This window comes from Paraburkholderia caledonica NBRC 102488 (assembly GCF_000685095.1).
Lineage (GTDB): Bacteria > Pseudomonadota > Gammaproteobacteria > Burkholderiales > Burkholderiaceae > Paraburkholderia > Paraburkholderia caledonica.
Genome location: NZ_BAYE01000033.1, coordinates 1 through 12,567, shown reverse-complemented (window position 1 = coordinate 12,567; position 12,567 = coordinate 1). Strand labels below are relative to the sequence as shown.

The 12,567-nt window shown below is 57.4% G+C and carries 9 protein-coding genes and 2 pseudogenes; 6 read left to right on the top strand and 5 right to left on the bottom strand.

Annotated features, from left to right (window positions below):
• Positions 1–466: 466 nt before the first annotated feature.
• The 3 genes from BCA01S_RS38230 to BCA01S_RS31730 form a co-directional block, all read right to left on the bottom strand.
• Entirely contained in the window at positions 467–679 is a 213-nt protein-coding gene (locus BCA01S_RS38230; RefSeq protein WP_027780342.1) for a hypothetical protein, read from the bottom strand.
• A gap of 2,329 nt (positions 680–3,008) precedes the next feature.
• Entirely contained in the window at positions 3,009–3,989 is a 981-nt protein-coding gene (locus BCA01S_RS31735) for a ParB/RepB/Spo0J family partition protein (protein ID WP_027780341.1), read from the bottom strand.
• A complete protein-coding gene (locus BCA01S_RS31730; RefSeq protein ID WP_027780340.1) occupies positions 3,986–5,194 on the bottom strand; it encodes an AAA family ATPase in 1,209 nt (402 codons plus the stop codon). The genes BCA01S_RS31735 and BCA01S_RS31730 overlap by 4 nt, the downstream gene beginning before the upstream one ends.
• Positions 5,195–6,024: 830 nt before the next feature.
• On the opposite strand from BCA01S_RS31730, the gene BCA01S_RS31725 reads away from it, so the two are divergent.
• Together BCA01S_RS31725 and BCA01S_RS39305 are read left to right on the top strand one after the other, a co-directional pair.
• On the top strand, positions 6,025–7,401 hold the full coding sequence (locus BCA01S_RS31725; protein WP_027780339.1) for a replication initiation protein: 1,377 nt from the start codon (positions 6,025–6,027) through the stop codon (positions 7,399–7,401).
• A gap of 447 nt (positions 7,402–7,848) precedes the next feature.
• Positions 7,849–7,974 carry a hypothetical protein gene (locus tag BCA01S_RS39305; protein ID WP_255218491.1) on the top strand — a complete coding sequence of 42 codons (126 nt, stop codon included), beginning with the start codon at positions 7,849–7,851 and terminating at the stop codon, positions 7,972–7,974.
• Positions 7,975–8,325: 351 nt separating this feature from the next.
• Here the strand turns inward: BCA01S_RS39305 and BCA01S_RS31715 are convergent, their stop codons facing one another.
• On the bottom strand, positions 8,326–8,793 hold the full coding sequence (locus BCA01S_RS31715; protein ID WP_169740551.1) for a hypothetical protein: 468 nt from the start codon (positions 8,791–8,793) through the stop codon (positions 8,326–8,328).
• Between BCA01S_RS31715 and BCA01S_RS37570 the strand changes: the two are divergent.
• Positions 8,711–8,956 (top strand): annotated as a pseudogene (locus tag BCA01S_RS37570) (IS3 family transposase); the annotation flags it as partial. The gene BCA01S_RS31715 and the pseudogene BCA01S_RS37570 sit on opposite strands and share 83 nt — an antisense overlap.
• Positions 8,957–9,291: 335 nt before the next feature.
• On the opposite strand, the gene BCA01S_RS31700 reads toward BCA01S_RS37570, so the two are convergent.
• Entirely contained in the window at positions 9,292–9,867 is a 576-nt protein-coding gene (locus tag BCA01S_RS31700; RefSeq protein ID WP_027780337.1) for a hypothetical protein, read from the bottom strand.
• 429 nt (positions 9,868–10,296) lie between these two features.
• On the opposite strand from BCA01S_RS31700, the gene BCA01S_RS31695 reads away from it, so the two are divergent.
• The 3 genes and pseudogenes from BCA01S_RS31695 to BCA01S_RS31685 form a co-directional block, all read left to right on the top strand.
• Positions 10,297–10,998 (top strand): VirB8 family type IV secretion system protein, encoded by a 702-nt coding sequence (locus tag BCA01S_RS31695; RefSeq protein WP_027780336.1) that lies wholly within the window; start codon positions 10,297–10,299, stop codon positions 10,996–10,998.
• Positions 10,998–11,882 carry a TrbG/VirB9 family P-type conjugative transfer protein gene (locus BCA01S_RS31690; protein ID WP_027780335.1) on the top strand — a complete coding sequence of 295 codons (885 nt, stop codon included), beginning with the start codon at positions 10,998–11,000 and terminating at the stop codon, positions 11,880–11,882. Before BCA01S_RS31695 ends, BCA01S_RS31690 begins: the two co-directional genes overlap by 1 nt.
• 8 nt (positions 11,883–11,890) lie before the next feature.
• Positions 11,891–12,567, top strand: a pseudogene (locus BCA01S_RS31685) (TraB/TrbI/VirB10 family type IV secretion system protein); the annotation flags it as partial.

Sequence of the window (12,567 nt, the reverse complement as noted above, 5' to 3'; positions counted from 1 at the left end):
GCTGACGCGAGGTGACAGATTTAATGACGCAATAGGGACAGATTTAATACGTGTTCGGCTCCATACCGGTTCATCGAAGAACATCTCTCACATGTCCCCACCGTTGCAAGCATGCGGTTGATTGGCTGCGGGGACTCGAAGCGAACTGACCGTTAGTTGCGTTTGGTAAAAGGCTTCACCAAAAATTTGCCCTGCTCCTCCGGCACGGTAAGCGACACGTTTTTATTATTGTCGGCAGCCTCCTCCGGTTCTCTGTGCGCTGAGTCCCAAGTTGGTCTCTCGCTGAAGCTGTGAACCGTCCGGGCACCTTGGGCATCATCCAAGCCGCCGTCCGGTTGCCGAATGAGTACAGCGCTAGTTAGCTCTAAGAACCGGCGCTGCAGCGCCAAATGTTTGATAAGGCGGTCGCGCAGTGCCCAAGCGCGAATGTTGCCGCGTTTTACGTAAAAGATACACTAAAAACGTATCAAACATTACAAACGGAGCGGCCGATGAGCTGGAATCGCTGCAGCGCCCCGTATCTGCGCTCAAATTGCACGTCACCAGCTCCCAGACCGATCAATTTGCCGTGAAACATTGTACGAGCGAAGGTAAATAGTTCTGCCCGAACAAGGACTTGGCAAAAAGCCCAAGCACTGCCGCGTTGTTTCACGGGCGATTCCACTGCGATTCCCTTCATGACGCATTCATTAGTCGTCCTAGATAACTTCGGACGCATCCGTCGCCCCTCGGCTTGACGGGCGCTCGAACATGCCATCATTTCTTCTTGGCATGGGTCAGCTTCGGCGCCAGCACGCGATCATTGTGGTGGCTGGGGCGCCATCGGCTCCCCTTTCTGACTGCAGCGATGTGACAGACAACCTCCGGACGCAACGAGCAACGGGATTTGATGCATTTTTATCGGCTCCGGGCGGATCCCCCGCGCCGAAGCCTTCGATGCGTCATCGGTGAGTGGGACGACGCGTCGTGGGTGCCAGTCGGGATGACTGTGTGCGACCTCACAGCGCGGCAGTCGCCGTGCGGCCAAATCTGCGGGCGTAACAAACTCGCGAACGCGCACGGCAGCCTAATCCGCGTCTCCGATGTTCCGCTGTCGCGTCGAATGAGTACGTCTGGTAGACGCTGCGGCGGCAAGCTTGAGGCCGGGCGACATTCGCAACACTGCCGTGCGAGAGCGGTAGGTTGGCGGCCCGTCGTTCGCCACTGCCCGGCGGGCCTCGCGACGGCACCACTGGTCGCTGTCTGCTATGGCGTCAGCTAACGTGCCCGACGCCCCGCCGACTGGCGCTAGCCAGGCGGATCGCTTTGCGGAGGAGACCTCAGTCATATCTTCGCTGCGAAGCTTTGTGCCCAAGCCGCCAGCTTGCAGGCCGGTACAGTCCACCCTCCTGTTCTGCCCGGGGAGATCGGCACCGCGGTACTAGCTCCCGGGATATGTGAATTTCGATCGTCTGCGGGGGTGACACTGGGCCGTTAGCTGGCGCGCCCACCTAGCGGGTCAGGAAGAGTCAAGCGTCGCACCCAAACGCTCCTGCACGTCCAGCACAGGTTACTCGCAATGTGTCGGTCGTCGCGACGTCGTTTCCAGCCTCCAGCCTTTCCGGCGCCAACGCGTATAGCAGTTGCAGTGGCCGTTGCGTGGGCCGCACTGCACCGCGCGGGACTGTTACTGAACATTTAGGAAGTCAGCGCTATCGTTGCACTCAGGCAGAACGTTACGGCATCCGACCGCTGCACCCCAAGGGCGACGAACGCAGTGCCCCGCTCGCGCGAAGGCACTGCGGCTGGCAAGTATCTACTTGAACATCGCCGCTTATACGGGCGGTGTCGTCGAGCAGTACCCAGATCGGCGTCCGTTCTTGCTCAGAACCATCGTAATTGTTGCCCACGCCGCAAAACCGACCAAGACCGAACTGACGCGCAGAAGCGCTGGTGACGCTCGCCGTCGGCCAGAGACGGCCGCCTTAACAAAGCCCCGTACCGTTATCCGTGTCGATGCTGCGGCAATTACGGGTGCGCATACCACTGACGCGCTTCCCGGCGCAGTGGGTGGCGGTAATAGCGAGAGCTTTGCCTCAAGGCCAAGACCGTTCAACTCAACTTTAACGTGGCGCGAACGCCGCCAGCACGCGCGGACCTTGTTTCGGTGAAGGCACGGATCCGCGACCGGAAAGCCGCGCGAATGAAACCTCGTTGCGCGCCGCACTCCGCTGCCAAACGGGCTGACCAATAGCGCGATAGACAGAGGCGGAGGAAGGAAGCGGAGAGGGAGGAGCCGAACTTGCGGTGACTTCGGACCGGTCTGGATAGGCAATACACGGCAACTAGGGGCGCGCGAATCGAAAGGCGGATCCGGCGCCGGGGGTAAGTTTCCTTCGCTAAACGGCGCGCGGCCGCAGCTGGCGGTGCCAACGCTTGCACGTAGCGTCGGCCCGGCTCTCGATGAACGCCGAGCTTGGTGCGGAGAATAGGGATAGACTGCAGTCGGCGACAGGTCGTCCGCACTTTCTGTTTGCGGGGATAAAACGATCTGGAGGTTTTCTGTCCCTCATCTAGTCGGCTCATCTTATCGAGCGCGCGCGGACTTCGCATCTGTTACGAAATAGGCGGCCTGCCTGCGATACGTCGGACACCGCAGCTGTGAGGAGGATGTGCGCGTGCACCGACGGGAACGAGCCGCCTCTGACGCAATCCCACCGAGAGCTTCCAGCCAATTGCCGGCGAGGCCGTGTCCCCACTGGGGACACGAGCGCCTTTTTGGCGACAACGCCGGCCTGCGTCGCATGCACTGCAAATCCGGCGCCGCACGACGGCTCGACTGCCATAGCCCTGCAAAAAGTGCCAACGATTGCGACAGCCGGGGCAAGCTTTTTTTCTGGTCGCTAGTTAGCTGCCTCACGTACGGCCGACGTGTCCCCACTGGGGACACGTCTGTAAGCATTGGGCCGCGCGCGGCGCGATGGACGGAGCCTTCGCGCGCTCGGTACCTCCAGCGGACGCAGCGGCAGTCACTCAAGACCGCCTTGAGCATTCGAGAAAAGTTCCGAGATAAGCGCCCGAATCTTCCGCTCCTTATCAGTCGACATCATGCCCGCCTTGATTTTGACGGTAAACCCAACCGCATCTTTGGTAATGGACCCCGCTTGATTCTTCCCTGAAAAAATCTTCTCGATGGTTCTATCAGTCACTCCGACGGACGGTCTACCGTCCCCGTCTATCTGTGCTTTGATCGACCGTGCAAGCTTGGTCTGGTCGAGCTCGCCGCTCACAACTTTCTTCCAAAGGGTCCGCGCGATCTCGAACGCACGACCGTTTTTGTTACGCAGTGCCGATACGACGCCTTCGGCTGCGTGCGCCCCCATCAGTCGTGGCTGAACGTCTAGATCCTGGGTGATGAAATCCGGCAACTCGCCGAAAGCAAGGAACCGATACAACTCGGACCGAGACATCCCCAGCGCCTCCGCCATACGCTTCCGGTTCGGAAACTCGGTTTCCGCCCGCCGAATGGAACGCGCCACTTCATAGTCGGACAGATCCTCCCGCGCGACATTTTCGACCAGAGCCAGCATCGCCATCTCTTCGTCGGAGAGGTCGATGATGACAACCTTGATCGACTGCTTGCCGATCATCTTGTGCGCTCGCCAACGTCGCTCGCCAGCCACGATCTGGTAGCCGTTCGTAGCACGTCGAACCACAATGGGCTGGACAAGCCCTGCCTCTCGTATTGATTCCGCAAGCTGCGTAAGCTTTGCTTCGTTGAAGACCTGTCTAGGCTGCCAAGGGTTCGGCACAATATCGCCAACTGGGAGTTCAGAAGACGCACCTGATTTCTCTAGTTCGACGATGCGCTGCTGTGCGGCAGCTAACGCGCCGGCCATTCCGGGCGCCGTGCGCGGGCTAGACGGCTTGTCCTGTTGCTCAATCTTAATGTCTTTCGCTGCTCGGACCTCTGCTGTCTTGCTCATCATGCGGTCACGTAAGTTGCTCATTGCCCGGCCCTCCATTGCGCAACGTATTGGTCGTCGATCCATTTGCAGTACTCCATGAGCGGTGACTTAACACGCGCCAAGGTCTTGGCAACGGAATCGGCTCGCGACAAGTCGAACACGGTGGAAAACGCCAGCGCACCGTTACTCATCACCGAACTAGCCGGAACCTCCGTAGTGTGTAGCCAATCCCCGTATGCACGTTGCGCCCACGAACGCACCACCGGCGCGGAGGACGTCGTGCCATAATCCACACGCGATAGAAGCACCGAAATGAAGTCATAGGTCTTGTCGACCTCATGCTCAACAAAGCCGTTGGCGACCTCGGCAAACAGCGACCAAAAAGATACTGACGAAATAAAGTCCAAGCTTTCTGGCACCAAAGGCATCACCATCGAATCCGCCGCCATTAAGCCATTGAGCGTCATGTACGAAAGAGAGGGTGCCGTGTCCAAGATGATGTAGTCGTAGTGGGATCGCAGAGGCTCGATACCCTTCCGAAGAACAGACCAGAATTCGAAACCCGGGCTAGTCTTTTGTGCCGTGGGAAGATGGAACTCCGCGTCGTGCAAATAGTTATGTGCCGGGATAACGTCGAGTCCGTCCCAATACGTGCTTTGCACCTTGGCACCCAGCCCGCCTTCGATATTTGGGTCATAGATGTATGGCAGCACAGTGTCTTCCCAAGTCACATCTTTTTCCGCGTATAGACCACACAGTTCTGAGAGTGACGCCTGCGGGTCGAGGTCGATCACCAGTACTTTCCGACCACGTAGACTGAGGCCCTGTCCGATACACATGGTCGTTGTTGTCTTACAGGAACCGCCCTTGAAGTTGGCCGTTATCAAAACACGTCCCTGGTGCTCGCGCGTGCCGGTAACCAAAGGAGTTTGGTAGATGTCAGATACCTGCTGAACCCATTTGCGTACGTCCTTCAGCGAAAATATTCGTGCTCGACCGGTCCCAGGCGTTTCGCCGGGCGGTAGATCGCCACCTTCTTTCGTCGCCAGATAGTTAATCTTCTGGCGATCGATCCCGCACAGCTCCGACAGCTCGCCGATAGTAAATGAGGGAGGTGTCTTTCGCGGACGCGGCGCTAGTATCTGATCGCGCAGTTCATTCGTCATGACCGACAGGCGTTCAGCGAACTCTCCAAGGTGAGAGAGCTTGACGCTTCGGTCAATGCCAGGCAACTCGCTGAGGTTCATTAGCGTTTCCTTTTTTAAATTTGACGGTGAGGTGTTTTCTGCACGCTCACCGGATGTTTATACGGTTTGATAATCAAATAGCGCCGAACCGTAGAATACCTGCGACACCGAAGAATAGCTACACCAACGCCTTGCCGAGGCGGACGCAATCGGCACCCGCAAGGCCATAAGTTTCAGACACTTAGCTCATTTAGGCGCGAAAATTCCGACCATAGCCGCTCGGTGCATTGCATTTCAGTCCATCAGCTACCACAAAAAACCTCACCTTACTGACGCCAAAACGGCCCCGAGCGCGCGTCTTTTCACCCCGCTGCACAAATCACCTCACCTTTCCCGAGCTGCTCGGACAGGCGCTATTGACGTCTCGCTGTTCTTAAAGGGGCCTCTGTCGCCTTTCAATCGTCGAACGGGGTCCCGGCTTGACAGCAAGTGATCTCGGCCGCCACCTCGTGATTCTGTCCGACGTCTTGGTCCTCCACACTCGGTTGTTTGTATTTTTAGAAAAAAAGAAAACCAACCGACCACCAACAGGTACACCAAAGGCTTAAGATTCAACAGCTTATCTTTCTGAGGTGAGGTGTTCTGTGCCGAAGGTGCTGTGGATTGAGCCGACAGGTGAGGTCAATTGGCGGGAAAGGTGAGACGGCTTGGGCGCGAAGGTGAGGTTCGCCAGCGCAGCAAGGTGAGGTACTTTGAGCGCAGATTTATTTAAGGTGAGGCTTACTGTGATTTCAGATGCCGCAAGGTGAGGTCATCTGTGTTGACACCGCACCTTGGTGTCGGTACCGTACCGTTCCGTGGCAACAAGAGAACAACGACCGGGAGGCCGAATGGCGATTGCAGGGCAAGTGGCCACGTCTAGGCAACTAGCACTGGCCTTATTCGACGATGCAAGCGCTGAGGACTTGCCGCTCGACGCCGCCCGCTCAGACGTTGGATTTGCTCGAAAGAACGTTCTCATACGCATCATCGATCTTGGGGTGGCGGCTCGGCGCTTAATTGACGCGGCCTACTTCATCGTCGCACAGGAAGAGCAGCCCCGGGATCTGTATGACGTTGAATTGGACTACTTTAAGTGGCTCATGCGGTACTCAAGCCGTAACAACGCGCACCTTGAGCAAGTTATCACTGAAGCGCAAAGAGCGTTGATACAAGCCACCACTGCACCAGAGGCCGACGGAAGCAAGCCATTTGGCTCAGTGCAGTTAATCGGTCGAATCTCTTATCAGGGCGGACGCTTCCAGTTCAGAGTCCCGCCTGACCTCATAGGGATAATACGCGGGCCAGGGAAGTCGCACTGGCTAAGCCTGCGTATAACATCGCTGTTCACGCTCAGCTACGCGCGAGTGATGTACGATCACCTGTTGCCGTACGCGGATGATGGGATAACCGATTGGCTCGAGTTAGAGGAGCTTCGCTCGTGGCAAGGAGCAATGGGCGCCAAGGCGTACGAGTTCAAATATTTCAAGCGGGACTGGTTGGCGCCGGCCGTGGAGCAAATCAACGAAGTTTCGGACCTGAACATTTCCTATGAGACGCGCAATGAGCCCGGCTCCCGAAAGATCGGACGCCTGCGCTTTCGCATTGAGCGCAAGGAGTTGGCAGAGCGGGTCTTGCACACGCATGAACAGGCGCAAGCCCTATATAGGACGTTGAAGCAGGAACTCGGACTGTCGAGCGCGCAGCTGAATCAGATCGCGGCAGATCGAGACAAATACACCGACGAACGCCTGGAGCAGGCAATTGAGCGCACGCGTTTTAGCCTAAAGCTGGGCAACATCTCGAAGAGCCCTGCCGGGTTCTTCATGAAGGCTCTGAAAGAGCAGTGGATTGTTTCCGACGCTGAACGCCAGATGGTGCACATCCAAGAGAATCTTGCACAGACAGAGAAACGCGAGTTGCAAGAGAAGCAGCAGGTCCAAACACGTATGGCTTTGCGGATCGCTGCGCAAGAAGTGCACGCACAAGACCGAATGGTCGAGGAAGTCCGCCTCGGTTGGGCAGCATACGAAGGGGCGACGATTAAGCAGCAGGAAGACTGGCGACGAACCTATAAAGGGACGCCGGCGGGAAAACTGACGTTGCGGCGGTTAGGCCTCGATCCCAGTGTGGACTTGTCGGATGCAATGATAGCGAAATACCCGGATCTCAAGGACGGATTCGCCGGCTATGTATTCAATAGATCGCGGAACGGCAAGGGGCGCTAACCCGAGCGTGGATCTGCTCTCAGGGGAACGGCTTGTCAGCGTAGGACAGTCGTTCCGACGACGGCTGATACTGCAAAACCTGCGGCTGGTTTCACCGCTTTGTTTGACGCCGACTTAGAGGTCATACGTCGCTTGCCTAACTTTCCATGTACGTGCTGCACGGCAAGAGCAAAATTGCGGCTGTTATGCGTGCACCGCAGTGCTCGAATTCGCAATTTTCGGGGGTGCATAGCCTGAGAGTTAACAGCCCTTTAGCTTGCTGATGCGAACCCCATTCGCCGTTGACGTGGTGTCTGGTCGTGACAGATAGCACGATCCTACTCGTGGAAGCGCTTATTAGCGGTCAGCCCAATCTCCTGGCGATTTCGGAAACCAAGTCCGTCCCACGGCTCTCGATGACGATACCTCTGCAGAAGAGAAGAGCGTTCACGTCAAACGACCGCGAAAATGAAATCGTTGACGCTGGCCGAGAAGCAACAGTTTGTCGGCCAATACATGGCCGAAGAAGGAAAGGGAAACACTTACCAGCCCAAGATGGGAATCTTCAAGAACGTATTGGAGCGGACAGCATAAACGTCATGGCTACGCGCAAAATCGCGGCGTCGGGAGATTGACCTAACGAAGTTGGGCACCGACGGCTTCTGTCGGTAGGTCGGCTCTCCGACTGTTTCTGCTGGAAAAATTCCTCGGACTTGGGAGGGAGTGGCGCAGCGGCTTCACGCAGTTCACGCCGCATCCCCCTCGCATCCTTTTTCAGCGATCCCGATGCCCATCGCGGCTTCAACTGCAACGCGGTGCTCAAGCGGCATGCCGCGGCGCTCCCATGAAGTGACGGCCCCGCGTACGCCAGTACATATTCGAGGCGTTCTAACCGTGGCGACAAAGGTCAAAGGGTTGGCCTTGGCTCAGCACCAAGCCTTGTCTTCAGCTCGCAATCATGAACTCGAGCGCCGGTACGCTCTTAGCGTCCGACTTTAGAAGATGCAATTCAACGATCACGCGACGTTTTGAATTCCTTCTCGGTGCTTTCCTGACCCTAACGTCGGCGCCGGGCATCTCTAAACCCGCAAGGCGGTTCAGTATCATTTGGGATAATGGCCTACTCGCCGAACGGCGGATCTCGGAGGCGAGCGCGCAAACATTTTCTGGGCCTCGCAACGCGATCAGCCTCATTATTTCTTTCGCGGTCGCGAAAGTCAGGCTGTCACCCGGGAAAAGCAGTTTCACCTCCGCGGGCAACACCTTATCAATGGTAAGAGCCTCGCGAAGCCGGGATTGCGGTATGCCCATCTGTGCCTCCGCGATGCGCGATGCCAGGCTCGTGCGCTCAATGTCACGCAAAGGATGCTCGCCCGATAACGCAGCCTGTGAAGGCTTCTTCGGGCGACTCAAGACGGAAATGTTCTATCCTCGTGACTGGCGGGCTACAACCGTTGATCAATTCGTCGAGGTCCTTGAATCTTACATCCGGTGGTACAACGCAACGCGGATCAAGGTCTGGCTCGGCTCTCTCAGCCCCATGGTATACCGGCAGAGTCTTGGAATTGCGGCGTAAACCAGTCCAAGATTTTAGCCGTACCCCCGGGCTCGAATATTCAACCTCTCCGAAACCATCTGAAAGAGGTTCTCGCACCGGCACCTGGCACTGGCGATCAGACATCGGCAGACGAAAGAGCACGACGCACGTCGGAGAAGATCAAAGCTCTGTCTTTGGCTGAAAAGCAGCAGTTCGCTGCCGAATACATGGCCCAAGGAGGAAAGGGCAACACGTATCAGCAGGACATCGGGACGTTCAAAAATGCATTGGAGAGAACCGCGTACACCGCTTGGCTTCGGGCCAAGATGGCGGCCGATTAGCGTGCGCGGTGCCCGCAACGATGAAGCCAATAATCAACCACGGCTTTTCCTTGTTCTTTCAAAGCCTCCGATCCAGCCCTTGCCATTACGCGTCGCGAGCAAAAGGTTGAGGATCTGCTCCAGTTGAGCTATGCGGGGTGCCACTTGGTCGAAGTCCGGCACGTCAAGACGAAGATATTTTTGTCCGTGCACGAGGCTCAACCTCACGCCCTTCTGCTCTTTTTGATGGCCCGTGGTCAGCACGCAGAAAACGTCTTCCAACGAACAGTCATCAGAGACATACCGGCTTCGACGGACCATCTCAGTCTCCCCTAGCTGTGCAGATAACCTTCGAAGGGTGTCTGCGTGCCGGAATGAGAGAGGCCGGCCAATAAAAAGACGAAGCACCGCTTCGGGCAGTCTGGCTGCAGCAACCATCCGAGACATTTGTGATAACGAGACATCAAGATCGGCTGCTATGGCTCGTTGGCTCGGCCAGAGACCTCGCGATAGTACCGACAAATAGAACTTACCCATTGCGAGGAGCGGCGCTCTTTGTTCGCGTAGTTTCTCATGAAGTCTCGCTGCAGCTTCACGGTCATCGATACGAGTTTCTTCGAGCGTAAACATCGATTGGAATCCTGTAATAATCGGACGTGGTTTCCGCGGCAACCGCTTTTTTCTTGCGACTTCAGTAAAAGGACCTTGAGCCGGATCAGGTCTCTTTTCTTTTGAGCTCCCGTACGCACAGCCTTGCGAGGGGCAGCTAAGTCCCGGACGATAAAGAGGAAAACTCGGAAGAGGGCGGTCAAAGAAGCCCCGCAAGCTGCGGTCGCTACTGTGGAACGCGTGAAACGCGCGTAGGACGACTCTACCGGTTTTTGGGAAGGCGAATACACCGAAAGCTACCTGCTTTTGCGCTTCATTTCGGGTTAGGACCTTGAGCCGGCTAAGCGGCGATGCTCTCGCTGAAAAGCGGTCGCAAATCGCCTCTCTTTTGCATGACTCGCTTCTCCTCAAGGCTGATTCAATTGAGTCGGCCCAAATGGATCGACCGTCATGCGTTTATTCCGCAGCAAAAAGCAGATAGCTCTCTCAACCGCGCCCGGCGGTTACTCAGAAGACGACCCTGAAAAGATCATCTTCGATATGGGCGCGCGTCTGCGCACTGAAGCAAATCATTGGAAGACGTTCTGCTTCATCCTCGCTGTTATCGCAGCGGGAGCGGTGTATTCGCGCAATCCGCCCCCCTCCGTCGTCAAGGCATACGGCGTCTCGTCCGACGCCAACGGCCACGCGGTTGTCACGCAGTTGGCTGCCTATAAGCCGGACGACCAGGCAATACGCACTTCGCTGCGAGAATCCGTGGAGCGCTGGTGGACGATTGAGCCGGTTCTCACCGACAACATCCAGACTTCGCGGATGGCCAAGAACATCAATGGCGTCAAGGCCATGATGGTCGGCAACGCGCGCAATCAGTTTGGCGACTGGATCAAGAGCGACGCGCCTTTTCAGGCCATTACGTTGAACCCGAAGCTGGTCCGTGAAGTGCGCGTCACCAACGTCGCGCTGCTTGAAGACTCCACGGGCGTGGTCGAGTTCACGACCAGTACGACGCAGTCGCCCACTGATCGACCTGTGGTCCAGAAATACGCCCTGACGGTCCGCTACCAGATCATCCCGCCGACCTCCGAAGACGCTCTTGGGCCTAACCCGTTCGGAATGTTCTATCCGTTGTTCTCGATCCAGAAGACCCAATGATGATCGTCTCCCGCTCGCTCGCTTCGTGGTGCGTGGCTCTGGCATGCGCGGCAGCTGTATCACCGTCTGTGTATGCCGCGAAGAAAGCCGCTCCCAGTTCGGCCGCATCATTCGATATCGCCACTGCAATGAGCGATCCGATGAGCCCGGTGAATCCATATAACGCCGGTTCCGACCCGATCACCATGCCGGGCGATGCCCGGATGGTCGTGTTTCCCTATAGCCGCGACCAGATCTACCGGGTCATGACTGCGCCGCTCAAGAACACGACGATCGAGCTGGCGAGGGGAGAACACCTGTCGACCGACCCTGCGATGGGCGATTCGGTGCAGTGGGTTATCGACACGGACGGCGAAAACCACGTTTTCGTCAAGCCGGTTAAGCCGGGCCTCGTCAACACGTTGCATCTAACGACAAATCTGCGCGAATACGACATGACGCTGGTGTCGTCGCCGATGGGTGGGCTGTTTTATCAGACGGTGCGTTTCAACTATCCCGGCTCCGTCATGGCTAAGGTTCGGGCGCGGGAGCAGGCGAGCGGCGGCGCTCGTGGCGGGCAAGGGGATGACACCGGTACGCAGACGGACTCCGGCCCAATCGGCGTCTCGCCGGACAAGCTGAACTTTGACTACAAGGTATCTGGCTCTGCTTCCTTCAAGCCTGAAACCGTCTTCGATGATGGCAAGGCGGTATGGCTGCGTTTGCCCGCCGACGCGCCTTTTGCCGTCCCCGTCGTGAAAGACCATGGCGACTACGTCAGCCCCAACTTCATCCGCCGTGGCCAGTACATCGTTGTGCAGGAGATTGCCAACGAGATCGTGTTGCGTGCACCGAACGAGGAAGTGACCATCACGCGTCGCCGTCCGGGCCTCTTTGGATTCTGAGGACGACCATGAACCAACGGAACGGCCAACCGAACAGTCAGCGCGCAAGCCTCTTCGAGGGTAAATCGCCTCGCAATGCGCTATTTGCGGTGGGCGGGGTCGCGGCTATTGTGATTGCGGGGCTCGGCTTCTACTACCAGGTCAAGGAGAGCGCGAAGGTCGACGAAGAAGCGGCGCTCCGGAAGAAAGCCAAGGCCGCCGAGGTCGTCGACAAGTCGAACAATCCGCAGGATCTCGACAAGACAATTGAAGACCAGATGCAATCGGCGCGTAAGGCCGCTGCGTCCGAGGCACGTGCGGCAGCCGCCGCGCGCGCGCCGTCCACGGGAGCAACACCGAATGCGACGAACGCTGCGCCGGCCCTCACAGCCGACGGCTTCATTAACGATCAGCAGTCGCGGCAAATTAAGGCTGAGTCGGATACAGACGCTATCTTCGCATCGCCGATTTTCAAGCCGGGCCTGAAGGTCAAGGACACAGCGCCAACGCCGCCGAACCAGATCGCGGGAATACTGACGCCGGCCCAGGTCGCAGCACAACAGGCAGCCGCGCAGCAGGCAGCGGCCGGTTCAGTCGGCGACCGGGTGTCGGCAGCACTTGCCGGAGCGGACTTCGGCAGTCAGCCCCAATCCGCACGTCCGTATTCGACTCAGGATCACGATTCAGGTTTTATCAAGAACTGTTG

Bases quoted from the DNA above. Each gene is read 5' to 3' on its own strand.
- BCA01S_RS31695 (WP_027780336.1), top strand. From the start codon at position 10,297: ATGCGTTTATTCCGCAGCAAAAAGCAGATAGCTCTCTCAACCGCGCCC.
- BCA01S_RS38230 (WP_027780342.1), bottom strand. From the start codon at position 679: ATGAAGGGAATCGCAGTGGAATCGCCCGTGAAACAACGCGGCAGTGCT.
- BCA01S_RS31690 (WP_027780335.1), top strand. From the start codon at position 10,998: ATGATCGTCTCCCGCTCGCTCGCTTCGTGGTGCGTGGCTCTGGCATGC.
- BCA01S_RS31725 (WP_027780339.1), top strand. From the start codon at position 6,025: ATGGCGATTGCAGGGCAAGTGGCCACGTCTAGGCAACTAGCACTGGCC.
- BCA01S_RS31735 (WP_027780341.1), bottom strand. From the start codon at position 3,989: ATGAGCAACTTACGTGACCGCATGATGAGCAAGACAGCAGAGGTCCGA.
- BCA01S_RS39305 (WP_255218491.1), top strand. From the start codon at position 7,849: ATGAAATCGTTGACGCTGGCCGAGAAGCAACAGTTTGTCGGCCAATAC.
- BCA01S_RS31730 (WP_027780340.1), bottom strand. From the start codon at position 5,194: ATGAACCTCAGCGAGTTGCCTGGCATTGACCGAAGCGTCAAGCTCTCT.
- BCA01S_RS31700 (WP_027780337.1), bottom strand. From the start codon at position 9,867: ATGTTTACGCTCGAAGAAACTCGTATCGATGACCGTGAAGCTGCAGCG.